Here is a 24,218-nt window from a genome sequence, read left to right as displayed (position 1 = left end):
CAGGCGGCCAAGCGGACGTTCGTCAGCGCGCGGCCTTGGCGTCGCCGATCGCCGAGACCCGGACGGTCGCGAAGCGGCCGAGACCGAGGCCATGCATCTCGCGGGCTCCAAGGTCGGCCTGCCGGGCGCCCGGCGCGCGCGGGCGAGGATCCACGTCGCGGGGGGCGCCGATGATCGCGGACTTCTGCGCCAGCAACCGTCGCAGCTCCTGGTTCTCCAGACTAAGCGCCCTCAGCCGCCGCACGCCCGCAGGCGCGAGGCCCGCGAACTTCTGCTTCCAGCGGTAGAACGTGCGGATCGAGACGTGGGCGCTTGCGCAGACGGCCTCGAGCGGAGCGCCGTTCTCGACCTCCTGCAACAGCCCGGCGATCTCTTCGTCGGTCAAACGCGAACGGCTCATGGTCTCAAGCCTCCGTTCCGGCGTCTCAGGGCGGCGGCGATGGTCATGCGCAGCCCTTGGGCCTGCTCAACTGAAAGGCAGCATGATCCTGCCGCCCGCGCGGCGCAATCCCGGATCGCACGAGTCCGGCGCCTTTCTCGATCTACGCGCACGGTCCGTATCTGGGGAAAACTGAGAGGGAGCGGAAGGCGGCGCCGCTCACGCCCACCTGCTCCGGACGCGACGCCGCATGTCACTTTTGACATCGGGCGCGGTCGGCCGCGCGGATGCTCATTTCGGCGGCGGACGCCGTTTTTATTTGATCTTGTCGATGCTTGCCTGACGTCGCCAAATTCACGGCGACCGGATCCATCCCGTCGTCGCGAGGCCAGTCCGATGAGCATCTTCACCCGCCGCACCTTCCTCCAGACCTCCGGCGCGCTCGCCGCGGGCGCGGCGCTGCCGCTCGGCGCCCCCGCGTTCATCCGCTCCGCCAACGCCGCCGACACCGTCAAGCTGGGCTGCCTGTTCTCCTCCTCCGGCACGATGGCGAACCTCGAGGGCCGGCTGAACTACGTGGCCAAGATGGCGGCCGCCGAAATCAACGCAGCCGGCGGCGTGAACGGCAAGACGGTCGAGGTCGTGGCGTCGGACCCCGCCTCCGACTGGCCGCTCTATGCGCAGGTCGGTCGTCAGATGCTGACGGAGACCAAGGTCGCGGCGCTGTTCGGCTGCTGGACCAGCGTGTCGCGCAAGACCGTGCTGCCGGTCGTCGAGCAGAACGACGGCCTTCTGTTCTACCCTCTGCACTTCGAGGGCGACGAGAACTCCAAGAACGTCGTCTACGTGAACTCGCCGCCGGCGAGCTCCGTGCTTCCCGCTGTTGACTACCTCATGAGCCCGGACGGCGTGGAGGCCAAGCGCTTCTTCATGATCGGCTCGGACTACGTCTGGCCGCGCACCATCAACAAGCAGCTCAAGGGCTACTGGAAGTCCAAGGGCATCGACGAGAGCGCGTGGAAGGAGGAGTACGTCCCGTTCTCCTTCTCGAACTTCCAGACCCTGGTGAACCAGGTGCGCGCCTTCGCCGACGCTCCGGGCGGCAAGTGCGTCGTGGTGCTGACCGTGGTCGGCTCCTCGATCCCCGACTTCCTCCGCGAGTTCGCGAACCAGGGCATCACCGCGACCGACGTGCCGATCCTCGGCCTCGACATGGTCGAGGCCGACCTCGAAGGCCTCGACACCAAGAAGCTCGTCGGCCACCTCAACTGCTGGGCCTACCTGCAGCAGGCGAAGGGCGAGGCCAACGTCAAGTTCCTGTCCGGCTGGAAGGACTTCGTCGCCAAGGAAAAGGTGCCCTTCTCTCCCGACGTCGCCATCGATCCGATGGTCTCGACCTACGACGCCGTCCACCTCTGGGCGATGGCCGCGAAAAAGGCGGGCTCCTTCGACGTGCCGGAGGTCCGCAAGGCCTTTGCCGGGCTCAGCTTCGACTGCCCCTCGGGCTACAAGATCGGGATGACCGCAGAGAACAACTACGTCTCGCGCGGGGTCTTCATCGGCTCGGTCAACGAAGCGCAGGGCTTCGACGTGCTGTGGCAGTCCAAGGACACGCCGAAGCCCGTGCCGATGAGCCCGTTCGGCTGAGCGAGGCCGTCCGCATGCGCATGGGCCGGCGCCTCGGTCTGCTGCTTCTGGCGCTCGCCGCGGCGTGGCACTCCCCCGCCCTCGCCCACGACCGGGCGCAGATCGCGACCCAGGCGTGCTCCGGCGCGGCGGGCCTGAGCGAAGCGGCGGCGACCCTCACCGCCGGCGCCTCTTCCGCAACGCCCGAAGACGCAGCCTGGGCGGCGACGCTGACCGGCGCCCTGCTCGACAAGACGATCCGGTGCGGGGCCCGCGCCTCGACGATCGAAAGCCCCTCCGGCTTCATCGACGCGGCCACGCTCGCCAAGGCCGCGCCGGCGGACGGCTCCGCGCCGGTGCTCAGCCTCAAGAACCGCCCCCTGGTCGAGACCGCCCGCGCCGCAGCGACCCTGTTCGCGGGCGCGACGGCGGGTGAACGTGCGGCCGCGCTGCGCGCCCTCGAACGCCGCGCCGCGAGCCTTCCGCCGGAGCTGTTCGAGACCGCAGCCGCCCGCGAGCCGGACGCAGGCCTGAAGGAGCAGATCCTCGGCGTCGGCCAGAGCGCGCTGCTCAATTCGTCCGACGTCGCCAAGCGGATCGCCGCGATCGAACGCATCGCCGCCCAGCCCAGCCGGCGCGCCGAGACCCAGATCGCGGCGCTCAAGAGCGATCCGGCCTACGCGAAGGAGCCTGTGTTCGCCGCGGCGGTCGACGCCGGCCTCGCCTCGATCGACCGCTGGCTGCGCGTCTCGTCCGTCGCGAACACGCTCTACAACGGCCTGTCCTTCGCCTCGATTTTGTTCATGGCGGCGGTCGGCCTAGCCATCATCTTCGGGCTCATGGGCGTGATCAACCTCGCCCAGGGCGAGTTCATCATGCTGGGCGCCTACGTCGCCTACGCCGTGCAGGAGACGCTGCGCGCGGTCGCCCCCGGTCTGCTCGACTGGTACCTGATCCTCGCCATCCCCGTCGTGTTCCTGGCAATCGCCGCGGTCGGCGTGGCGCTCGAGGCGACGCTCGTCCGGCGGCTCTACACTCGGCCGCTGATGACGCTGCTCGCGACCTGGGCGGTAAGCCTGCTGATCGTGAACCTCGTGCGGGTCGGCGTCGGCACGCAGAACCTTCAGTTCGTCACCCCGAGCTGGCTCGCCGGCGGCAAGCTGCTCGTCGGCGATTTCATCGTCACCTGGAACCGGCTGTTCGCAATCGTCTTCGCGGGCGTCACGCTGGTCGCCACCTGGGCCGTGCTGAAGCGCACGCCGCTTGGCCTGAACATCCGCGCCGTGACCCAGAACCGCGCCATGGCGGGCTGCATCGGCGTGCCGACGCGGCGGGTCGACATGATGGCCTTCGGCCTCGGTTCGGGGCTCGCCGGCCTGGCCGGCCTCGCGCTTTGCCCGATCTACAACGTGAACCCGCAGATGGGCTCCAACTTCGTCATCGACAGCTTCATGGTCGTAGTGCTCGGCGGCGTCGGCACGCTGGCCGGCACTGTGGTGGCCGCGCTCGGCGTCGGCCAGATCAACGTCCTGATCGAGCCGCTCTACGGCGCGGTCGCCGCCAAGGTCATCGTCCTGCTGATGATCGTCGGCTTCCTGCAGTGGCGCCCCGAGGGCCTCTACGCCGTGAAGGGGCGCCGCAAGTGAGCGCGGCGATCGCGCCAAAGCGCAGCCTCCTCGCCCGGGCGGCGGACGACCGGATGGTCGTCGCCGTGGCGCTGGCGCTCGTCGCGACCGCCGCGGTTGTGGCCGGGGGCGGCCTGTCCGGCTACCGCGTCAACACGATCGGCCAACTCGCCTGCTTCGCGCTGCTCGCGCTCGCGCTCGACCTGATCTGGGGCTACGCCGGCATCCTGAGCCTAGGTCATGGCCTGTTCTTCGCGATCGGCGGCTACGTCGTCGGCATGCACCTCCTGGAGCGCTCGGTCGCGGAGACCGGCGTCACGCCCGACATCGTGCAGTTCATGGGCTGGAAGGCGCTCCCCGGCTGGTGGGGGCCGCTCGAGAGCTTTCCCGTCGCGCTGCTCGCCGCAATGGGCGTCAGCTTCGCGGTCGCCTTCGTGTTCGGCTGGGCCTCGTTCCGCTCGCGGGTCAGCGGGGTCTACTTCGCGATCATCACGCAGGCGCTGGTCTACGTCGCGATGCTGCTGATGTTCCGCAATGACACCGGCTTTGGCGGCAACAACGGCATGACCGGGTTTCAGGTCGTGTTCGGAGTTCCCATCCAGGACCCGGCGGTGACGAAGGGCCTCGCGCTCGCTTCCGTTCTCGTGCTCCTCGCGGCGCTGGTCGCCTGCCGGCTGTTGATGATAGGCCGGTTCGGCCGCCTGCTGGTCGCGACGCGCGACGACGAGGTGCGGTTGCGGTCGCTCGGCTACGAGACGCTGCGGCTGAAGCTCAAGGTGTGGTGCCTCTCCGCCGTGCTGGCCGCGCTCGCGGGTCTCCTCTACGTGCCGCAGGTCGGCATCATCAATCCGCGGGTGCTCTCGCCGGAGCTCTCGATCGAGATCGCGGTCTGGTGCGCGATCGGAGGTCGCGGCCGCCTCGCCGGCGCGATCATCGGCGCGGTGCTGGTCAACGCGGTGAAGTTCGCGCTGTCGGCGAGCCTGCCGGAGCTCTGGCCCTTCGTGCTCGCGGCGCTTGTCGTCGTGGTCGCGTTGATCTTCCCCAACGGGCTGCTCGACCTCGGCAAATGGAAGCCCACGCTGCTGTCCCGCTCGCGGGCCCTCGAAGCGAGGGACGCGACGCCATGAGCATGACGCCATGACCGTAGCGGTGTTGATCGAGGGGCTCACCGTCGAGTTCGGGCGCTTCCGCGCGCTGAACGACCTGTCGCTCGCGATCGACTACGGCGAAGTGCGCGGCGTCGTAGGGCCGAACGGCGCGGGCAAGACCACGCTGCTCGACGTGATCTCGGGCGTGAGCCGCGCCAAGGCCGGCCGCGTGCTGTTCGACGAGACCATGGAGCTGACGCGCGCGAGCGAGGCGGAGATCGCCCGGTCCGGCGTCCGGCGCAAATTCCAGAAGCCCAGCGTGTTCGAGGCTTTGACCGTCCGCGACAACGTCGCGATTGGCCTCGGAGCCAAGCCCGCTCCCGACGGGCCGGAGAAGGTGGCTCGGATGCTGGAGACGGTGGGGCTCGCCGGCGACGCCGACCGGCTCGCAGGCGAACTCGCCCATGGCCAGAAGCAGTGGCTGGAGATCGCGATGGTGGTGGTCGCAGAGCCGAAGGTGCTGATGCTGGACGAGCCGGTGGCCGGCCTGACCGACGAGGAGACGGAGCGCACCGCGGCGCTCGTGAAGGCGCTGCGCAGCCCCGGGCGCGCGATCATCGTGGTCGAGCACGACATGGACTTCGTCGAGCGGATTTCGGATCGGGTGACGGTGCTGCACGAGGGCCGCACGCTGTTCGAGGGCTCCATGGCCCGCGCCCGCGCCGACGCCGCCGTCGTCGACGTCTATCTGGGGCGCTAGAGGGCGATGAAGCTCACCGTCGCCGGACTCGATCAGCATTACGGCAGCGCCCAGGCGCTGCGGGGCGTCTCCTTCGAGGTCGAGCCGGGCCAGTGCCTTGCGGTGCTCGGCCGCAACGGCGCGGGCAAGTCGACCTTGCTCAAGTGCCTCGCGGGGGTGCTGCCGGTCACGCGCGGGCGCATCGCGCTGGACGGGCTGGACGTGACGCGGGCCGCGAACCACCGCCGTTCCCTCGCGGGCGTCGCCTATGTTCCGCAAGGCCGCGAGATCTTCGCCGAGCTCACGGTGCGGGAGAACGTCCTGGTCGCCGCCCGCGCCCACGGTCGGCCGACGCAGGCCGCCTTCGACGAAATGGTCGCGCTCTTCCCCGTGCTCGGCGAAATGGCCGAGCGACGCGGGGGCGCCCTGTCCGGCGGCCAGCAGCAGCAGCTGGCGCTCGCCCGCGCGCTGGCGACGAAGCCGAAGCTCCTCATCCTCGACGAGCCGACCGAGGGCATTCAGCCCTCGATCGTCCAGCTCATCGAGGACGTGTTGAAGCGCCTCAAGGGCGCGCTCTCGATCCTGCTGGTTGAACAGTATCTCGATTTCGCCGCCGCGGTCGCCGACGGCTTCGTCGTGCTGTCGCGCGGCCAGGTCGTCGACCAGGGCCCCCAGTCCGCGATGAGCCGCGAGCGGCTCTCCCGCTTCATGTCCGTCTGATTTCAAGCATCCGAGGCACGCATGTCCAAGCACCACGTCATCTCGTCCGCGCCCGAAAACATGGTCTGGGGCTATCTCGACTCGGCGCTGAAGCCCGTCGTGAAGATCGCGTCGGGCGATACGGTGACGCTGACGTCGTTCCCGGCAGGCGGCAAGGAATGCCTCCCGCCCGACGCCTCGCGCGTGCCGGCCGACTACATGGCGGCGCTCGACACGCTGACCCAGGGCGGCGGACCGCACTTCATCACCGGGCCAGTCTATGTCGAAGGCGCTCAGCCCGGCGACACGCTGCAGGTGGAGATCCTCTCGGCGAAGCCGACGATGGACTGGGGCTTCGTCGCCATCCTGCCGCTGCTGGGCACGCTGCCGGACGAGTTCACCGACTATGAGACCATCCACCCGACGATCGACCCGGCGAAGAACGTCTGCACCCTGCCCTGGGGCGTGGACGTGCCGCTCGATCCGTTCTTCGGGATTCTGGGCGTCGCCCCGCCGCCGGCCTGGGGCCGCTGCGGCTCGCCCGTGCCGCGCGCCTTCGGCGGCAACATGGACAACAAGGAGCTGAAGGAGGGCACGACGCTCTACCTCCCCGTCTTCAACGAGGGCGCGCTGTTCTTCGCCGGCGACGGCCACGGCGTGCAGGGCGATGGCGAGGTCTGCATCACGGCGCTCGAAATGGGCATCGAGGGCACGTTCCGGCTCACCGTCCGGAAGGACATGGCGATCGACTTCCCCTTCGCCGAGACCGAGACCCACCTGATGTCGATCGGCCTCGACGAGGACCTGGACGACGCGGCCAAGCAGGCCGTGCGCGAGATGGTGCACCACGTCTGCCTGCGCTCGAACCTGTCCCGCAACCAGGCCTACATGCTGTGTTCGCTGGCCGGAAACCTGCGGGTGACGCAGCTCGTCGACGGCAACAAGGGCATACACATGATGCTCCCGAAATCCGTCATCTGAGGGCGCGGCCATGGACCTGAAGCTCAAGGGCCTCAACGCCTTGGTCTCCGGCGGCACCAAGGGCATCGGCCGCGCCATCGCCGAGACGCTCGCCGCCGAGGGCGCCAACGTCTCGATCTGCGCGCGCAACGCCGCCGAGGTCGAGACCGCCGCGGCGGAGCTCACCCGGACGGGCGTGAAGACGCTCGGCCGGGCGCTCGACGTCGCCGACGGCGCAGCGGTCGCCGCCTGGGTGGAGGCGACGGCGGCGGAATTCGGAGGGGTCGACATCGTGGTCGCGAACGTCAGCGCGCTCGCGATCGGGAACGACGAGGCGAGCTGGCAGGCGTCGTTCGCGACCGACATGATGGGGACGGTGCGGCTCGTGGACGCCGCCCTGCCCCATCTGGAGGCGAGCTCCGCCGCGGCGATCGTCACGATCTCGAGCGTTTCGGGCCGCGAAATCGACTTCGCGGCGGGTCCCTACGGCACGTTCAAGGCGGCGCTGATCCACTACACGCAAGGCGTCGCCTACCAGCTCGCGGCCAAGAACATCAGGGCGAACAGCGTCTCGCCGGGCAACACCTACTTCAAGGGCGGCGTCTGGGAGCAGATCGAGACCGGCAATCCGGAGCTGTTCGCGACCGCGCTTGCGCTGAACCCGACCGGCCGGATGGGAACTCCGCAGGAGATGGCGAACGCCGCGGTCTTCCTCGCGAGCCCCGCGGCGAGCTTCATCACCGGCTCCAACCTTGTGGTCGACGGCGCGTTGACGCGCGGCGTCCAGTTCTGACGCCGAGCCGAGCCGGCGGGTTAACGCCGGGGTAACCGCCGGTTGACGCGCCGGGCGTGATCACCCCTCCGCTCGGCGCCTGCCCGCCCAGCGGTCGATCGCCAGCGCCGCCAGCAGCGACCCGCCCGCCAGCGGGAACGCGACGCCGAGCGCGAGCGTGATCAGCGCGACCGTCCGCGTGCGGGCGGGCGCCAGCGGACGCGGCGCGCCGAGGCCGCCCGCCGGCCGGCGGCGCCACCACATGACGGGACCCGTGATCGAAAGCGCGGCCGCGCCGAGGCAGGCGAACAGCATCACGATCTGGTTCGCCCGGCCGAAGTAGTTCCCCATGTGCAGCTGGACGCCAAGCTCCACCGCCTTCGCCGCCAGCCCGTAATCCTGGAAGCCCACGTCGTTGAGGATGCGGCCGGAGTACTGGTCGATCTGGATCGTGCGCTGCCCCTCCGGCTGGTCGGGGTAGGTGTAGGCGGAGAACACGCCGGTCGGGCCGTTCGGCAGCGACAGCCGGTAGGGATGCGCCATGCCGGCCCCGGCCAGAACTTCCGCGGCGCGATCGACGCCGATCGGCCGCGCCCCAGGCTCCGTCGGCGCGGCATGGGCCGCGCCGTGGTGGGCGGCGTGGTCGCCGGAGGACGGCATTGGCGCGTTTTCGAGGGTCCAGGGCGTCTCGCCGGTCGCCTGCTTCAGGGTCTGGCCGGAGGCCGGCACGGAGCCGTGGCTGCGGTGGCTGGTGGGATAGCCCACGCCTGCGACGTCGGTCCCCGCCCTAAGCAGCGTTCCCCAGACGTTGGCCCAGGGCAGGCCGGTGAGGATGAGAAACAGGATCAGCCCCGCGGTCCAAACGCCGATCACCGCGTGCAGGCTCTTCCAGAACGGGCGGCCGCGCGCGCGGAGCCGCGGCGTCAGCGCCTCCGCGAAGCCGCGGACGCCCCGCGGCCACCAGAGGTAAAGGCCGGTCACGATCAGCACGACGCCCCAGCAGGCGGCGAGCTCCACCACGCCGTCGCCGACGGTCCCCAACATGAGCGAACCGTGGAAGCGGTCGGCGAAGCCGACGAGCGTGCGCTCGTAGACGTAGGACCCGAGCGCCGCTCCTGTCCCGGGATCGACGAAGACCCGCCGCTGGGGTCCCTCCGTGCCGGTCACGAAGACCTCGGCGCTCCGGTCAGGCGCGCTCCAGGTGTCGATGCGCGTCGCCTTCCCCCCCGGCACGCTCGCCTCGGCGGCTGCGATCAGGCGGCTCAGCGGCAAGGACGACGCATGTGGCGCCACGATGCGCTTCTCCGCATGGAGAACGTCGTTGATCTCGTCGTTGAAGAGGTAGATCGCGCCCGTCACGCTGAGGATCAGGAGGAACGGAGCGACGATGAGCCCCGCGTAGAAATGCCAGCGCCAGACGGCGCGGTAGGTCGCGGGGTGCGAGAGCCAGCCCATCGTCGCCTCCCTCAGAACTTCACGCTGTAGGTGACGTCGAAGCTGCGCGGCGCGCCGACGTAGACCTGGGTGGAGCTGTAGCCGGACCACTCGGCGTAGAACTTGTTGGTCAGGTTGCGGCCGCGCAGGGTGAGCGTGCCGCCGACGGGCACGTCGTAGGCGATCGAGGCGTCCAGCAACGTGCGGCCGTCCACGCGGATGGTGTTGGCGTTGTCGGTGTAGAAATCGCCGACATGCCGCACCCCGGCGCCGAAGGTGACGGGGATCGAGGCCAGCCGGTAGGTCGTCCAGAGGTTGAACGTCTGCTCCAACACGTTGAGCGGACGGTTGCCCTTGCGGTCCGCGCCGCCCTCTTCGAGCTTGGTGAACTCGGCCTGCAGGATCGAGGCGTTGGCGTTGACCCTCCACTGCTCGGTCACGGCGAAGGAGACGTCGAATTCGACGCCGCGGGAGCGCTGGTCGCCGCCCTGCTCGGTTCGTCCGCCGGCGTAGGTCCGAACGATGTCGTGCTGCTCGATCTGGTAGACAGATGCGGTCGCAACGAGCCGCCCCCCCAGCAGCGAGGTCTTCACGCCGGCCTCGATCGACTTGCCCGTCGTCAGGTCCAGCCCTGCGCGCGTGGCGTTGCTCAGCACCAGCGCGGAGGCCGGCGTGATGGCGGTGGTGTACTGCGCGAACAGGCTGACCTCCGGCGTCAGGTCGTACACCGTCCCGAGCCGCCATGTGGTGGACGAATAGTCGTTGCCGAAGTGGGTCGCATTCCCCGTTTTGAGATCGTCGACCTTCCGATGGAGATCGATCCAGTCGTGCCGCAGGCCGGCGACAACGATCCATTCCGGCGTGATGTTCAGCGCGTTTTCGAGGAACACCGCCGTGTTGTCGACCGTGCTGTCGAAATTCTGACGCGTGCCGAAGCCGACCGTGCTGTCAGGGAAGTCGCCCCGGTCCGGATCGTAGGGGTCGACCGGGGTCGTCGAGCCGAACCGGCGGCGGGAGCCGAACTCGGTCCGCATGTATTCAAAGCCTGCGGAGAAGCGGTTGCGCCGCCCGCCGATCTCGCCGTCGAAGTTCGCCGAGGTGCGGTTCGTCCAGGACTGCTGATCGTGGCTGATCAGCGTCAGCTCGCGGTTTATCTTTTTCGTGGTCGGGTCGTAGGTGTAATCCTCCGAGTTCCGCCACAGCCGGTTCGCGTTGTAGAAGGCGAAATCGTTCTTCAGCGTCCACTGGTCGGTGAGTTGGAACGCCGCGCCGGTCCGGGCCCAGATCGCGTCAGACTTCATGACGCCGTCGTCGACGTTGTAGTTCTTCTTCCAGATCGACTTGTCGAGGACGTACTCGACGTCGTCGACCTTCCCGGACACCACGCCGCTCGGGTTCTTGGCGTCGTCCCGCGGCACCAGCGGCGTGCCGAAGTAGGCGGTCGAGAAATCATCCCGGAAGTAGTCGAAGGCGGCGGTGATGGTCAGGCGGTCCGTCGGCGTCAGCGTAAGGCCGGTGGTGACCTGCACGTTCTCGCTGTCGGTGTCGTTCACGTAGCCGCCGGAGCGGCCGTAGAGCACGCTCGCGCTCGCGGCCGCATTCTGGGAAATCGGCGCATTGAACGAAGCGCCGGCGCGGAGGGTGTCGAACGAGCCGTAGCTCAGCAGGGCGTCGGCCTTGGTCACGCCCAGTTCCGGCTTGCGGGTGACGAGGTTGATCGTGCCGGCCAGCGCCCCGGAGCCGCTCACCACCGAGGCCGGCCCCTTCAGGATCTCGATGCGGTCGAAGCTGTAAGCGTCGTAGTTGCGCGAGGCGATCAGAGGGTCGATCGAGCGGACGCCATCGATCGAGTAGCCCACCGCGCCGCGGGAGAAGCCGCGGATGGCGGTGACGCCGGGCTCGCCCGGCAGGTTGCCGGCGACGACGCCCGGCGCCGACTGGTAGGCCTCGATCAGGGAGCGGCTGCCCTGCTCCTGCAGGCGGTCCTGGGTAATGACGCTCACGGTCGCGGGCGTCTCGCGCACGGTGAGGCCCAGCCGGCTCGCGGCCTCCGTGGTCCGTTTGAGGATCTGGGCGGGCGAGCCGTCGTCGACGGCGGCGCCTTGGCCTTGGACGCTGATTTCGTCGAGGGCGATCGTCCCGGCGTCTTCGGCGGAGGCGGCGGAGATCGAGGCGGCGCCGAGGGTTGCGAGCACAACCGCGCAGCAGGCGGTCGAGGACATGAAGGCGGGTCGCCGGGCGCCGAAGGGCGCCGGTGGGGACATGAGACAAGGCACGGGAAGCTCCACGCGAACACGAGGCCGCGGACGGTCGTGTCGCGCGGCTGGGCTGACGGCTGGCAGGAGACGCGGCGGAACCGCGCGTCAGGCCAGGGCCGGCGGGCCTCGCGTGCTGCGGGGGGAGCGTTCGGGGCTGACGGGCGCCGCGGCGCGAGCCTCGGCGGGCGTTCGGACGAGTTGGTCGTCGCCGGAGATCGGCGTCGCGGGGAAGGACGGCGGCGGCGCCATGGCGCCGCCCTGCATCAGGCAGCCGGCGACGCAGCACCCGGGGAGCGTGGCGTGGCCCTTCCCCGACCCTTCAATGGGTCCGCTGAAGGATCCGCAATGGACGTCCGTTCGGGGAGCGGCGACCACGGGCTGCGAGCCCAGGGCGAGACCGCCCAGCGCCGCCTGGAGGACGAGCAGATACGCGAGCAGCAGCCCGCGCAACGCGCCCCCCGTCTTCCGCCAAGCCGCCACGACTTCGCCCCCTGTCAGCCGTAATCCAGCCCTAGCACGAACGCGCGGCGAGGCCAAAAGCGAACGGCGCGGCTGCGGTTGGGCATGGCGACGCGGCGAAGACACTGCGCAGGAGGCGTGCGCGCCTCAGATCTCGCTGTGCGGCTCGACCCTATCCCGTCCGGTTTCCTTGGCGCGGAAAAGCGCGACGTCGGCCGCGTTGACGAGGTCCCTCGCCGATGTCCCGACGCTCGGAACCATGGCGGCGACCCCGACGCTGATCGTGACCAGACCCTCCACGTGAGGGATGCCGAGCGCGCGCACGCTCTCGACCAGACGCTCCGCCACCGCGCAGGCCCCCGCGATCGTCGCCCCCGGCAGCACCACGATAAACTCCTCGCCGCCGAAGCGCGCCGCGAGGTCGCTGGCGCGGCTCGCGCCGGTGTTGATGACGGCGGCGAGCCGCTTCAGGACCTCGTCGCCCGCGAGGTGGCCGTAGGCGTCATTGTAGCCCTTGAAGCGGTCGACATCGATCATCAGCACCGCGATCGACGTTTCGCTGCGCAGCGCGCGGCGCCATTCCGCCTGCATGTATTCGTTGAAGTAGCGCCGGTTGCCGAGGTTGGTCAGGCCGTCGATCTGGGTCAGCCTCTGAAGCTCCAGATTGGCGTTCATCAGCTGGCGCTGGCTCTCGCGCAGCGCGCTGTAGGCCGCGTCGCGCTGGACGTGGTCGAGGTAGGCCCGGGTCTGGTGACGGATGCGGGCGATCAGCTCGATCCGGTCGGGGAGCTTGACGAGATAGTCGTTCGCGCCGGCTCGGAACGCCTCGCTCTTGGTGCTCGCCTCGTCCTTCGCGGAGAGGACGATGACCGGCACGGCCTGCAGCGACGGCGTCGTGCGATAGGTTCGGAGCAGATCGAGCCCGTCGATTCCCGGCATGACGAGGTCCTGCAGGATCACCGTCGGCTTCAGGTCCTGGGCGGTGCGGACCGCGTCCCGGGAATTGGTGCAGTAGTGGAGATCCATGTCCGGCTCGTCGGCCAGCGCGCGCCGCACGGCTTCGCAGATGAGCACCTGGTCGTCCACCAGCAGCACCATCGAGAGATAGTTGTCCGCCGCCGGCGGCACGACCATCGCGATGGGATCTTGCTCCTGGGTCATACGGCGGCCTTTCAGGCTTTCAGCGCGCAGGCCGCAACCAGCCGCGGGGCGATCGCGCCGAGCGGCAGGATCTCGACGGCGGCCCCAAGCGCGACCGCGGCCTTCGGCATGCCGTAGACCGCGCTGGTGGCCTGATCCTGCGCAATAGTGAGATGATTTTTGTCACGGAGAGATTTCAGCCCGCGCGCCCCGTCCCGGCCCATGCCGGTAAGCAATACGCCAAACACTTGGCCTTGCCATTTGGTTGCAGCGCTTTCGAAGAACACGTCAACGGACGGTCGATACGGATAATCGCGCGGCTCTGCAACGTAGCTTAGTTCGGACGACGACTTGAATACAAGGTGGTCGCTTGTCGCGGCGACGAGCACAACTCCCGTTTTGGGACAATCGCCTTCCCGCGCCGGCCGGACCTTCAGCTTGGTGTGCAGCCCCAGCCAGTCGGCGAGCCCCGAGGCGAATTTGGCGTCGACGTGCTGCACCAGCACCAAGGCGGCAGGAAAATCTTCAGGCAAGCCTCCCAGGAGAGTCGCGACCGCGGCGGGGCCGCCGGCGGAGGCGCCGATGACGACGAGCTTGCGCGCCGAGCGCGCGGGGACGCCCTCGCCCTCCGTCCGCCGCTTCGGCCGGAGAGGCTCGCCCGTCAGCTTGCCGATCGTCGTGATCTTCGCCAGCAGCAGGGAGACCTGCGCCCCGAAGGCCTCGCCCGGCCCGATCGACGGCAGATCGACCGCGTCGAGAGCGCCGTGGCCCATGGCTTCGAACACGCCCGGCACATTGGCGTCGACGCTGGCGGTGACCAGGAGGATCGGGCACGGCGTCTCAGCCATGATCTGGCGCGTCGCCTCGACGCCGCCCATCTCCGGCATCGTCAGGTCCATCAGCACGAGGTCCGGTCGGTCGCGCCGGCAGGCCTCCACCGCCTCGCGTCCGTTGGCCGCGGTCCAGGCGAGCTGGAGGCTGGGCGCCGAGGCGACGATCCGGCGGAGAAGCTCCACCGCCATCGGCAGGTCGTTGACGACGCCGATCCTCATGCCCTGTCCTCTGAGACCACGGTCCCCCGTCCCCGCCGCGCGCTCACCCCGACGCCGGTCCGACCAGGTCGACCACGGCGTGGATCAGCGTGTCGTCGTGGAAGCTGCCTTTGGTGAGGTAGTAGTCCGCGCCCGCGTCCAGGCCGCGCCGGCGGTCCTCCTCGCGGTCCTTGTAGGAGACGATCATCACGGGCACGCTCCGCAGCCGCGCGTCGCGCTTGATCAGCGTGACGAGTTCGATGCCGTCCATGCGGGGCATGTCGATGTCGGTCACCACCAGATCGAACGGCTCGGAGCGCACGACGTTCCAGCCGTCCATGCCGTCGACCGCCACCTCCACCTCGTAGCCGTGGTGGTCGAGGATCTTCCGTTCGAGTTCGCGGACCGTGAGCGAGTCGTCCACGACCAGCACGCGCTTGCGCCGCGCGCGGTCCGTCGCGGTCGCGGCGCGCTGCAGCGTGCGGAGCCGGCCGGAGGACGCGATCTTCTCCGCCGAGCGCAGCAGGTCCTCGACGTCGATGATAAGCACCGGAGAGCCGTCCTCGATCAGCGCGGCCGCGCTGATGTCCTTGACCTTCGCGAGCCTCGGGTCGAGCGGCCGCACGACGAGCTCCCGCTCCCCAAGGAAGCGGTCCACGATCAGGCCATAGGAGGTCTCGCCGTCGCCGAGCACGACGACGGGCAATTCGGCTGCGTCCGATCGGGCCTCGCCGCGGCCCAGGATCTCGTGCGCGGTGATCAGCCCGACCTGCCGGTCCCCGAAGCGGAAATGCGGCCGGCCCTCCAGCAGCTCGATGTCCGCGCGGGGAAGCTTCAGCGTGCGGGTGATCCCCGCGAGCGGGAGCGCGTAGGGCTCGTCGGCGATCTCCACCAGAAGGGTCCGGATCACCGAAAGCGTCAGCGGAAGCTGCAGCTGAAACTGGGCGCCCTCGCCGGGAGTGGACGACACCGTGGTCAGTCCCCGGACCTGCTTGACCATGCTCTGCACGGCGTCGAGCCCTACGCCGCGGCCGGAGACGTCGCTGACCGTCGTCTTCATGGAGAAGCCGGGCAGGAACAGAAACTCGAGCAGCTCCGCTTCGCCGAGGTCGCCGACCGTCTCCTCGGTCACCAGGCTGTTCGCCAGAACGGCGGCCCTCACCCGCTCGACGTCGACGCCCTGGCCGTCGTCGGCGACGATCACCTGGAGCAGTCCGGCGTGGTGCCGGGCCTCGAGCCGGATCACGCCCTCCCGGGGCTTGCCCGCCGCGACGCGCTCCTCCGGAGTCTCGAGGCCGTGGTCGACGGCGTTGCGCAAGAGGTGGCCGAGAGGCGCGTCGAGCTGGTCGAGGATGTCGCGGTCGATGCCGGCGCCGCCGCCGACGATCTCCAGCCGCGCCTCCTTGCCCAGCGACCGCGCGAGGTCGCGTACGGCGCGCGAGAAGTGCCGAACTCCGTCCTCGAAGGGACGCATGCGGCTCGACAGGGTCTCGGTGTAGAGCCGGTTCGCGAGATCGGTCGCGCGCCGGTCGATGGAGTCGAGCTCGGCGAGGCGCTCGATGAAGAAGTCCTCGCTCTGCGCGAGCTTGTCCTGCACCTCGGCGAGCGCCCGTCCGGTCCGGTCGTCCGGATCGATCGGCCCGAGCGCCGCGCGCAGCCCGTCCACCGCCTTGGCGAGGTCGCGGTGACGGCGTTTCTGGCGCACCAGGCGGTCTGCGAAGGGGCGCAAACGGCGCGCCTCCATCAGCGATTCGCCCGCAAGCCCCAGCAGTCTGTTCATCGCCTGGGCGGTGATGCGGACCATGCGGTCCGAGCCGGCCGCGCTTTGCGCAGGCTCCAAGACGGAAAGCGCCGGCGGTGTCGGCGCCCTCTGACCTTGAGGCTCGCCGGAGGGCGCGGAGTCCGCCGCCGCTCCCCCGTTCGAGGCCTGCTCCAGCGCCTGCAAAAACAGGGCGATCTGCGGCTCCGCGCCCACTCCTCCGGCCGGCGGCTCGGAGGCTGCGACCGCGAGCACGTCGACGCCCTTCAGCAGCGCGTCGATGTGGTCGCGCGTGAGGCGCAGGCGGCCGTGCTGAGCCGCGACGAGGCATTCCTCCATGGCGTGGGCGACGCGGACGGCCGGATCGAGGTCGATGATGCGCGCGGCCCCCTTCAGCGAATGCGCGGCGCGCATGCAGCTTTCGAGATGATCGGGGGCGACCGGGTCGCGCTCGAGGGCGAGGAGGCCGGACGTCAGCGCCAGCGACTGCGAGTCGAGCTCGGCGCGGAAGAGGTCCAGCATGGAAAACTGGCTGAGATCCTCGCCGCTCACGACATGCTCCGATCGAGGGTCTCGAGGATCAGCGCGTCGTCCAATCGGCCGATCGCGCGGCCGTTCCAGGAGATCAGCTCCACGGCGTAGGAGGAGACGGCCTTGCCGATCGTCGCCGGCAAGGTGACGACGTCGCGCGCGACGTAGCGGTGGACGCCGTGGACCTCGTCCACCGGAAAGGCTACGCGGTGGCCGTCGCGCCCGATCACCACAAGCCGCGGCCCGGCCCTGGACCGTTCGCCGGCCTCGACGGCTCCGGCCGCGGAGATCCCCAACAGGGCCGCCAGCGACACGCAGACGAGCAGTTCGCCGCGAACATTGACGATGCCCAGCACCAGCTCGTCCCGCCGGTGCGGAAGCGAGTGCGTCCGCCGCGGCTGCGCGACCTCGTGAAGGTGATCGGTCGGCAGGGCCAGCCATTCGTCGCCGATGCGGAACAGCAGCGCCGCGCGGGCGTCGCCCTCCTCTTCCGCAGCGCCCTCGCTTGCGCCTTCGGCGAAATGGCGCGCCCATTCCTCGAGGTATCCCGTCGGAAGCGGACGCTCGAGCAGCCCGCCCGCCGTCTCGCCTCCGGCGGTCTTTGGAACGGCGTCTCGCTTGCCGGCTCCGCTCGCGCCGGTCATTGGCTCCGGCTCCTATCGCCAAGGCGGCCGAGGCGATCGGTCAGCACCTTCGCCCCCGCCGCGTCGCCCCGGCGCTCCAGCGCCAGCGCGAGGTGCGCCAGCGTTTCGCGGTGGTCTGGCGAAAGATAGAGCGCCTTTCGATAGTTCTCGATCGCCTCCGGCATCGCCTCGCTGGCGTCGTAGGCCAGTCCGAGGAGGTAGTAGGCGTCGGCGGAGGGTCCGAACGCCGCGAGATGCGCGACGGCCGCCCGCTTGGCTTCGTCCAGTCGACCGGCGTCCGCCGCGCGCTGGATCGCCGTCAGGCTCAGCTCGGCTGCGTCCTTCGCCGCGGCGGGCGTCGCCGCCGTGGCTCCGGGGTTTGAAGACGCTTCGCGTCGGGCCGCCGGCGCCCGAACGCCGCCGGGGCGCACGGCCGCGGCGGGGGGAGGCGCCGCGGGCCGCGGACGCGGCGGGCTGGGCCTCAGCTCCGCAGGGGGCGCTGGATGCTGCTTGTAGAAGGCGAAGGCGAGCGGCATGCGGGCGGACACGAAGCCATGAAGGGTCGGCAGGCTCGACTCCGCCGGGCCGACCAGCAGGAGACCGCCGGGAACCAGCATCTGCCGAAGCCGTCCGATCGAGCGCTGCTGCAGTTCGCGGTCGAAGTAGATCAGGAGGTTCCGGCAGAAGATGACGTCGTAGGCTTCGACCGGCGGCGTCACGGCGGGGTCGAACAGGTTTCCGGCCTTGAACTTGACCTGAGCGAGCACGGCGGCGCTGGGCCGGTGCCCGCCCTCGACCGCCTCGAAGTGGCGGTCCCGAAACGCGAGGTCGGCCCCGCGAAACGAGTTCCGGCCATAGACGGCGCGGGTCGCCGCGGCGATGTTGCGCGTCGAGATGTCGACGCCGTCGATCGTGAAGTCCGACGCCGAGAAGCCCGCGTCGAACATCGCCATCGCCAGCGAATAGGGTTCCTCGCCGGTCGAGCAGGGAAGGCTGAGCATGCGCAGCGGCGATCCCGCCCGGCGGTGCGCCCGCGCATGCCGAACCATGGCGACGAAGGCTTCGCGGTCCCGGAAGAACCAGGTCTCCGGGATGACGACCGCGTTGATCAGCTCCTGCATCTCCTGCCGCGAGCTCGAAAGCCGCTGCAGGTAGTCAAGCGGCTCGGGGGAGCCGCAGGCGGCCATGCGCGTCTTCACGGCATACTGCACCACCGAACCGCCGACGCTCGCGACGTGCAGTCCGATCTCCTCGCGAAGCAGCCGTCCGACCTCGTCCAGGATCATGCGGGCTCTCCCGCCCGTTGGAATAGGATGTCGCGGACCTCGTCCGCGAGCAGCGCTTCGACCCGGATCCACTGGATGAAGCCGTCGGCGTCGGAGGCGACCGGCCCGAGGTGGGCGGGCGAGCCGGCCTCGACGCCGGTGGCGACGAAGTCGGCGGGATCGCGCTGGATCGTCTTGATCACCCGCTCGGCGCAGAGCGCCAGCCGCTCATGGCCCTCCCCCCGCCCGAGATAGCGGGCCAGGATGATGCGCGTGCTCATCACCCGCTCCGACGGCCGCCCCAGCGCGAGCAGGCTGAGGTCGATCAAAGGCGTCGGCGCGCCGCGGTAGTTGATGATCCCGACCACCTCTGGAGGCGCGCCGGGCAGGCTCTTCGCCTCCATCAGCGGCAGCACCCGCTCGACCTGCTCTGCGTCGAGGACGAAGCGATCCCGGCCGATGTGGAACATCAGGAACAGCATCGGCCGGCCCGGGCGCTTACGCGCGCAGCTTGAAGCGGACGATCGAGCTGCGAAGCCCGGTCGAAACAAGATTAAGCTCGTCGATCGCGAGCGTGGACTGCTGCAGCGACTCGACCGTCTGCTGCGCCGCCTCCCCGAGCTGCGACAGCGCATCGCTGATCTGGCTCGCGCCGACCGCCTGGGCCTGCATGCCCTCGTTGGCGATCTCGAACCGCGGCACGAGCCCCTGCACCTGCTGGATGATCTCCGACAGCTGGTCGCCGACCTGCTGCACGTCGAGCATGCCGCGCCGCACCTCCTCCGAGAACTTGTCCATGCCCATCACGCCGCCGGCGACCGCGGACTGGATGTCCTTCACGATCTGCTCGATGTCGTAGGTCGACGCCGCGGTCTGATCCGCCAGCCGGCGGATCTCGGTCGCGACGACCGCGAAGCCGCGCCCATGCTGGCCCGCCTTTTCGGCCTCGATCGCGGCGTTCAGCGACAGCAGGTTGGTCTGGTCGGCGACCTTCGTGATGGTCGTCACCACCTGATTGATGTTGCTGGCCTTCTCGCTCAGCGCCGCGAGCTTGGCGTTGATGGCGCCGGCCGCCTCCATGACGTGGCGCATGGTGGCCTCCATCCGCGACAACCCGGCCTGGCCGCCGCCCGCGAGGTTTGCGGTCTGCTCGGCGACCGCCGAGACCTCGTCCATCGTCCGCACCAGCTCGTTCGAGGTGGCCGAAATCTCCTTCGCCGTCGCGCCGATCTCGGTGGTGGTCGCCGCGATCTCGCTCGCCGTGGCCTGCTGCTCCTTGGACGTGGCGGCGACCTCGGTGATCGAGGTGTTGACCTGGATGCTCGACCGTTGGACCTGGCCGATCAGCGTGGCCAGTTCGTCCGCCATGGCGTTGAAGCCGTCGGCGAGGGTCGCGAACTCGTCGCGGCGGGAGAGCGTCAGACGTTCGCTGAAGTCGCCCTCGCGCATGACGCCGACCATCCGCAGCAGCTTGCCGAGCGGGACCGTGATCGACCGGAAGAGGACATAGCCGCAGAGGATCGAGAGAACGAGCGCGATCAGGAAGCCCACGGCCAGGCCGAGCTCCGCGGCGGACACGGCCGACACGATTCGCCGCGTCTCGTGGTCGGCCTCGCTTTGGTTGAAGCTAATGGTGGTTTCGAGCGCGGCGCGGATCTTCGCGAGCGGCCCCTCCAGCTCCCTCGCGAAAGCCGCGCGCAGGTCCGCGTCCGAGCCGGCGGTCGCCGCCCGGGCCAGCGTCGCGTCCTCCAGCTGGAAGAACCGAGCGGTAAGGTCCCGCAGGGCCTCGTAGTTGCGGCGGTCCTGATCGCTGTCGATCGTCTCCTGATAGGTCGACATCAGGCGCTCGACGTTCGCGCGGTTCTCAAGGATGGCGTCGGCGACGCGGCTTCGCTCCGCAGGCGTCGTCTGCGACGCCAGATCACGCAGCAGCCCTTGCGCCTCCGTCCATGCGGCCATCATGCGAAGGCTTGAAGTGAGCGCGGGAACCGTGTTCCGCTCGACCGCAGTCGCCTGCCGCTTCGTCTCCTCCAGACCGACATAGCCGACAGCCGCCATGCAGGTGAGGACCACCAGCACGGCCAGGAAACTCATCACGATCCGCTGGCGTATGGTCAGATTCGTCATCGAGCGGTTCCGTCATCAAGAGGCGCGGGTCGCCGCGCGCCGCCGGGAGAGACCCAAAGCGCACGATGAAAAGCGATCCGTGAGACAGATTGGTTTCCGCTTCGTTGAGACATTGCCCACGGACAAGATCGCATTTGTGCTATCCGCGGCGTCGGCATGCACGGCGCGCCGACGGCCGCCGGGTCGCCGACGCCTCGCGTCACTCCACCGTGACGGACTTCGCGAGGTTGCGCGGCTGGTCGACGTCGGTGCCCATGAACGTCGCCGTGTGGTAGGCGAGCAGCTGGATCGGCAGCGCGTAGAGCATGGGGCTCACGAAGGCGTAGGCCTTGGGGCAGACCAGCGTGGCGAAGGTTTCGCCGGCGTGGGCCGCGCCCTCCTCGTCGGTCACCAGCACGATCTTGCCGCCGCGCGCCGCGACCTCCTGCATGTTGGAGGCCGTCTTCTCGAACAGGTGGTCGAACGGCGCGAGCACCACGACCGGCATGTTCTCGTCCACCAGCGCGATCGGCCCGTGCTTCAGCTCGCCCGCGGCGTAGCCCTCGGCATGGATGTAGGAAATCTCCTTCAGCTTCAGGGCGCCTTCCAGCGCGATCGGGAAGCTGGTGCCGCGGCCGAGGTAGAGCACGTCCTGGGCTTTCGCGAAGGCCGGCGCGAGCCGCTCGATCTCCGGCTCCAGCCTGAGCGCCTCGACCATCAGCCGCGGCAGCTCGACGAGGGAGGCGACGAGCTTGCTCTCGTCCTCCTCCGACAGCACGCCGCGGTCGCGCCCCGCCTTGACGACGAGCGCGGCGAGCACGCTGAGCTGGCAGGTGAAGGCCTTGGTGGAGGCGACGCCCACCTCGACGCCCGCGACGGTCGGAAACACCAGGTCCGCCTCGCGGGCGATCGTCGAGGTCGGCACGTTGACCACCGCGCCGATGCGCATGCCCTGCGCGCGGCAGTGCCGCAGCGTCGCGAGCGTGTCCGCCGTCTCGCCGGACTGGGAGATCAGGAGGGCGAGGCCGCCCGGCGACATCGGCGGCTCGCGGTAGCGGAACTCCGACGCGATGTCGATGTCGACGGGAAGCCGCGCGAACTTCTCGAACCAGTAGCGGGCCACGAGGCCGGCGTAATAGGCGGTGCCGCAGGCGGAGATCGCGAGACGGTCGAGCTTGGAGAAATCGACGTCGCCGCCTTCGGGCAGCCGGATGCGGCCGTTCGCCATGTCGAGATAGCGGGCGAGCGTGTGGCCGACGACCTCCGGCTGTTCGGCGATCTCCTTCGCCATGAAGTGCCGGTGGTTCCCCTTGTCGACGACGACGGCCGCGGCCGAGGCGCGCGTGCCCGCCCGGAGCACGGTCGCGCCGCTTTCGTCGAAGATCTCGACGGCGTTGCGCGTCAGCGCCACCCAGTCGCCGTCCTCGAGATAGGTCACGCTGTCGGTGAAGGGCGCGAGCGCGATGGCGTCGGAGCCGAGGTAGTTCTCGCCCTCGCCGTGGCCGATCGCGAGCGGGCTGCCGCGGCGCGCGCCGATGATCAGGTCGTCCTCGCCGGCGAAGATGAAGGCGAGCGCGAAGGCCCCCCGCAGCCGCCCGAGCGTCGCCCGCACCGCCTCGCGCGGGCTTGCGCCGGCCGCGAGCGCGCGCGAGGCGAGGTGGGCCACGACCTCGGTGTCGGTCTGGCTCTGGAAGGTCGCGCCTTCGGCCTCCAGCTCGGCGCGCAGCTCGCGAAAATTCTCGATGATGCCGTTGTGGACCACGGCGACGCGGTCGGTCGCATGCGGATGGGCGTTGGCCTCCGTCGGCGCGCCATGCGTCGCCCAGCGGGTGTGGCCGATGCCGACGCGGCCGGGAAGCGGCGTCGCCGTCAGCTTGGCCTCGAGGTTCCGGAGCTTGCCTTCCGCCCGCTCCCGCACGACCCGGCCGTCGTCAAGCGTCGCGACGCCGGCGCTGTCGTAGCCGCGGTACTCGAGCCGCTTGAGGCTGTCGACCAGAAGCGGGGCGACGTCGCCCTTGCCGAGAATTCCGACGATGCCGCACATGCCGTCCGCACGCTCCTTGAACCCGTCCCGCGCCCCGCTTCTATCAGCTTCTCGTTAGCGACGGCTGAAGGCCGCGCGAAATCACGGCTGGTTTCGGGATGTGGCGGAGCGTTTCATCCCGGACGGCCGCAGGCCGAGCTGGGATCGCTGTCCGGACGGCGCACGGAGCGCGCCTTGGTTGGATGACGATCCCGGCTCTTCGGCCGGGACGACGCGCTCTAAGCGCCAGCCTTCTTCTTCGCCTTCTGCGCCGCCCTGAGCGTCGCCGCGCGGCCCTCTTTGGTGACCTGCCGGCCGCGGCCGATGGCGAGGGCGCCGGCGGGCACCTCCTCCACGATCACGCTGCCGGCGCCGACATAGGCGCCGTCGCCGATCGTGACGGGCGCGACCAGCGTCGAGTTCGAGCCGACGAAGGCGTCGGCGCCGATCGCGGTCCGGAACTTGGACACCCCGTCGTAATTGCAGGTGATCGTGCCGGCGCCGAGGTTCGCGCGCGGGCCGACCTCCGCGTCGCCCACGTAGGTGAGGTGGTTGAGCTTGGCGCCCTCGCCGACCTCAGCGTTCTTCACCTCGACGAAGTTGCCGACGCGGGACTTCGCCGCCAGCCGCGCGCCGGGCCGGAGCCGCGCGAAGGGGCCGACGGAGACGCCGGCGCCGACCTCGGCGCCTTCCAGATGGCTGAAGGCGTGAATGACCGCGCCGTCGGCGACCGCCACGCCTGGTCCGAACACCACGTTCGGCTCCACCACCACGTCGCGGCCGAGCCGGGTGTCGTGGGCGAAGAACACGGTCTCGGGCGCGATCAGCGTGGCGCCGCCGGCGAGCGCCGCCGCGCGCAGCCGGCGCTGCAGCTCAGCCTCGACTGCCGCCAGCTGGGCGCGGTCGTTGACGCCCTGCACCTCGGCCTCCGGCGCCGCCTCGACCGCGACCGCGAGGCCGGAACGGACGGCGCCCTCCACCACGTCGGTCAGGTAGAACTCGCCCCTTGCGTTGGCGTTTCCAACGCCCTCGAGCAGCGCCAGCGCGTGGGCGCCGGAGATCGCCATCAGCCCGCCGTTGGAGAGCTTGATCGCGCGCTCCTCGTCGCTCGCGTCCTTCTCCTCGCGGATGGCGACCAGATTTGGTCCGTTGGAGATGAGGCGCCCGTAGCCGGTCGGGTCTCCGGCCTCGAAGCCGAGCACCACGACGCCCGCCCCGTGGGCGAGCGGCGCGCGCAGGCGCTTCAGCGTCTCGGCTCGCACCAGAGGCGTGTCGCCGTAGACGATGAGCACGTCGTCGAAGCCGCCCGCCAGCGCCTCGCGCGCCGCGAGCACCGCATGCGCCGTGCCGCGCCGCTCGGTCTGCACGAACACAGGCGCGCCGGGCGCGAGCGCCGCGACCTCGGCCGCGACGTCCTCGCGGCCGGGCCCCACCACGACGGCGAGCGCGTCGGAGCCGGCGGCGAGCGCCGTCGCGAGCACGTGGCCCAGCAGCGAGCGGCCGGCGACCTTGTGGAGCACCTTGGGGACGTCGGAGCGCATCCGCGTGCCCTCGCCCGCGGCGAGGACGATCGTGAGACAGCTACGGGCGGATGCGGTCATGGAAGGGCTCGGTCGGGCTTGGCGTTTCGGGATGCGCCGGAGATTGAGACGCGCACACATGGAGGGCGTGCTTTGAGACGCCGACCTGCGGTCGGCTGCC

At 69.9% G+C, this 24,218-nt stretch carries 20 protein-coding genes; 7 read left to right on the top strand and 13 right to left on the bottom strand.

What is annotated here, in order from left to right; genetic code table 11:
* Nucleotides 1–22: 22 nt before the first annotated feature.
* Nucleotides 23–400 carry a transposase gene (locus tag METY_RS06050; protein WP_103120493.1) on the bottom strand — a complete coding sequence of 126 codons (378 nt, stop codon included), beginning with the start codon at nt 398–400 and terminating at the stop codon, nt 23–25.
* A gap of 375 nt (nt 401–775) precedes the next feature.
* On the opposite strand from METY_RS06050, the gene METY_RS06045 reads away from it, so the two are divergent.
* From METY_RS06045 to METY_RS06015, 7 genes are read left to right on the top strand one after another with little or no spacing between them, the layout of a single operon-like run.
* Nucleotides 776–2,026 carry a transporter substrate-binding protein gene (locus tag METY_RS06045; RefSeq protein WP_103120492.1) on the top strand — a complete coding sequence of 417 codons (1,251 nt, stop codon included), beginning with the start codon at nt 776–778 and terminating at the stop codon, nt 2,024–2,026.
* Nucleotides 2,027–2,040: 14 nt separating this feature from the next.
* Entirely contained in the window at nt 2,041–3,651 is a 1,611-nt protein-coding gene (gene urtB, locus METY_RS06040) for an urea ABC transporter permease subunit UrtB (RefSeq protein WP_103120491.1), read from the top strand.
* Nucleotides 3,648–4,757: an urea ABC transporter permease subunit UrtC gene (urtC, locus tag METY_RS06035; RefSeq protein WP_346433152.1), complete on the top strand. Its 1,110-nt coding sequence runs from the start codon at nt 3,648–3,650 to the stop codon at nt 4,755–4,757. Before urtB ends, urtC begins: the two co-directional genes overlap by 4 nt.
* 10 nt (nt 4,758–4,767) lie before the next feature.
* Nucleotides 4,768–5,478: an ATP-binding cassette domain-containing protein gene (locus METY_RS06030; protein WP_103120490.1), complete on the top strand. Its 711-nt coding sequence runs from the start codon at nt 4,768–4,770 to the stop codon at nt 5,476–5,478.
* A 6-nt stretch (nt 5,479–5,484) separates the two neighbouring features.
* Complete coding sequence (gene urtE / locus METY_RS06025; protein WP_103120489.1) at nt 5,485–6,177, top strand: urea ABC transporter ATP-binding subunit UrtE; 693 nt, start codon at nt 5,485–5,487, stop codon at nt 6,175–6,177.
* A 21-nt stretch (nt 6,178–6,198) separates the two neighbouring features.
* A complete protein-coding gene (locus METY_RS06020) occupies nt 6,199–7,137 on the top strand; it encodes an acetamidase/formamidase family protein (protein WP_103120488.1) in 939 nt (312 codons plus the stop codon).
* Between the two features lie 10 nt (nt 7,138–7,147).
* The gene (locus METY_RS06015) at nt 7,148–7,909 is read left to right on the top strand and encodes an SDR family NAD(P)-dependent oxidoreductase (protein WP_103120487.1); all 762 of its coding nucleotides are present in this window, start codon (nt 7,148–7,150) and stop codon (nt 7,907–7,909) included.
* A 60-nt stretch (nt 7,910–7,969) separates the two neighbouring features.
* Here METY_RS06015 and METY_RS06010 read toward each other — a convergent pair whose 3' ends face one another.
* The 12 genes from METY_RS06010 to glmU form a co-directional block, all read right to left on the bottom strand.
* Nucleotides 7,970–9,343 (bottom strand): PepSY-associated TM helix domain-containing protein, encoded by a 1,374-nt coding sequence (locus tag METY_RS06010; RefSeq protein ID WP_103120486.1) that lies wholly within the window; start codon nt 9,341–9,343, stop codon nt 7,970–7,972.
* A gap of 11 nt (nt 9,344–9,354) precedes the next feature.
* Entirely contained in the window at nt 9,355–11,544 is a 2,190-nt protein-coding gene (locus METY_RS06005) for a TonB-dependent receptor (protein WP_103120485.1), read from the bottom strand.
* 141 nt (nt 11,545–11,685) lie between these two features.
* Nucleotides 11,686–12,060: a hypothetical protein gene (locus tag METY_RS06000; protein ID WP_146035663.1), complete on the bottom strand. Its 375-nt coding sequence runs from the start codon at nt 12,058–12,060 to the stop codon at nt 11,686–11,688.
* Nucleotides 12,061–12,186: 126 nt separating this feature from the next.
* Complete coding sequence (locus METY_RS05995) at nt 12,187–13,200, bottom strand: diguanylate cyclase (RefSeq protein WP_103120483.1); 1,014 nt, start codon at nt 13,198–13,200, stop codon at nt 12,187–12,189.
* A gap of 11 nt (nt 13,201–13,211) precedes the next feature.
* Complete coding sequence (locus METY_RS05990) at nt 13,212–14,231, bottom strand: chemotaxis response regulator protein-glutamate methylesterase (RefSeq protein WP_103120482.1); 1,020 nt, start codon at nt 14,229–14,231, stop codon at nt 13,212–13,214.
* 43 nt (nt 14,232–14,274) lie between these two features.
* Entirely contained in the window at nt 14,275–16,521 is a 2,247-nt protein-coding gene (locus METY_RS05985; RefSeq protein ID WP_103120481.1) for a hybrid sensor histidine kinase/response regulator, read from the bottom strand.
* Entirely contained in the window at nt 16,518–17,144 is a 627-nt protein-coding gene (locus METY_RS05980) for a chemotaxis protein CheW (protein WP_103120480.1), read from the bottom strand. The genes METY_RS05985 and METY_RS05980 overlap by 4 nt, the downstream gene beginning before the upstream one ends.
* Nucleotides 17,141–18,409, bottom strand: coding sequence for a CheR family methyltransferase (locus METY_RS05975; RefSeq protein WP_103120479.1), 1,269 nt, complete (start codon nt 18,407–18,409; stop codon nt 17,141–17,143). Before METY_RS05975 ends, METY_RS05980 begins: the two co-directional genes overlap by 4 nt.
* The gene (locus tag METY_RS05970; RefSeq protein WP_103120478.1) at nt 18,406–18,870 is read right to left on the bottom strand and encodes a chemotaxis protein CheW; all 465 of its coding nucleotides are present in this window, start codon (nt 18,868–18,870) and stop codon (nt 18,406–18,408) included. Before METY_RS05970 ends, METY_RS05975 begins: the two co-directional genes overlap by 4 nt.
* 16 nt (nt 18,871–18,886) lie before the next feature.
* Complete coding sequence (locus METY_RS05965) at nt 18,887–20,515, bottom strand: methyl-accepting chemotaxis protein (RefSeq protein ID WP_103120477.1); 1,629 nt, start codon at nt 20,513–20,515, stop codon at nt 18,887–18,889.
* A gap of 199 nt (nt 20,516–20,714) precedes the next feature.
* Complete coding sequence (glmS, locus tag METY_RS05960; protein WP_103120476.1) at nt 20,715–22,538, bottom strand: glutamine--fructose-6-phosphate transaminase (isomerizing); 1,824 nt, start codon at nt 22,536–22,538, stop codon at nt 20,715–20,717.
* A 218-nt stretch (nt 22,539–22,756) separates the two neighbouring features.
* The gene (gene glmU / locus METY_RS05955) at nt 22,757–24,118 is read right to left on the bottom strand and encodes a bifunctional UDP-N-acetylglucosamine diphosphorylase/glucosamine-1-phosphate N-acetyltransferase GlmU (protein WP_103120475.1); all 1,362 of its coding nucleotides are present in this window, start codon (nt 24,116–24,118) and stop codon (nt 22,757–22,759) included.
* Nucleotides 24,119–24,218: the final 100 nt, after the last annotated feature.

Origin of the sequence: Methylopila sp. Yamaguchi (genome assembly GCF_002897035.1) — a bacterium.
Lineage (GTDB): Bacteria > Pseudomonadota > Alphaproteobacteria > Rhizobiales > Methylopilaceae > Methylopila.
Note: the sequence above shows the minus strand (reverse complement) of the source record. Positions and strands in the feature narration are given on the sequence as shown.